Here is a 529-nt window from a genome sequence, read left to right as displayed (position 1 = left end):
ATACATAAACGGGGAAAGGTACGTAAAATTGCTGCCTAACGCTAATACTTCCCTTCTTGCTTGTTCATTTGTTTGTGTAACATAAGCATTAACCTCTATTACAGGTTTATTTACATTTGGAATTCTCAAGCGTTGCCCAGGATAGATATAAGATGAATTTGTAATATTATTCGCTTCGATAATTTGATTGACAGGCACACCATATTGTTGAGCGATTCCCCACAAAAACTCCCCGACCTGGACCACGTGAACTGAATATGGCATCTCGAGCAATTGCCCAACAAAAATCAGGGAGGAATTCGTAATATTATTCGCGCGAGCAAGCTCATTAACCGATACACCATACATTTGCGCAATTTCCCATAAAGTGTCACCTGGTCTAACAACATACTCCTTGTTTGGATTTGGGATTACGAGTGACTGCCCGACAACTAGTGTATCTGGACTATCAAGCTGGTTGAGCAATATTATCTGATTTATATCACTCCCATAATTCTGTGCTATTCTCCACAGCGTTTCCCCACGCTGC

At 40.8% G+C, this 529-nt stretch carries 1 protein-coding gene; it reads right to left on the bottom strand.

What is annotated here, in order from left to right:
* Positions 1 to 529: LysM peptidoglycan-binding domain-containing protein (locus tag AC3G7N_RS22490; protein ID WP_489424319.1), on the bottom strand; the 529-nt coding region annotated here is incomplete at both ends.

The sequence above is a fragment of the Virgibacillus carmonensis genome (genome assembly GCF_057836705.1).
This window is presented reverse-complemented; position numbering and strand designations above follow the sequence as displayed.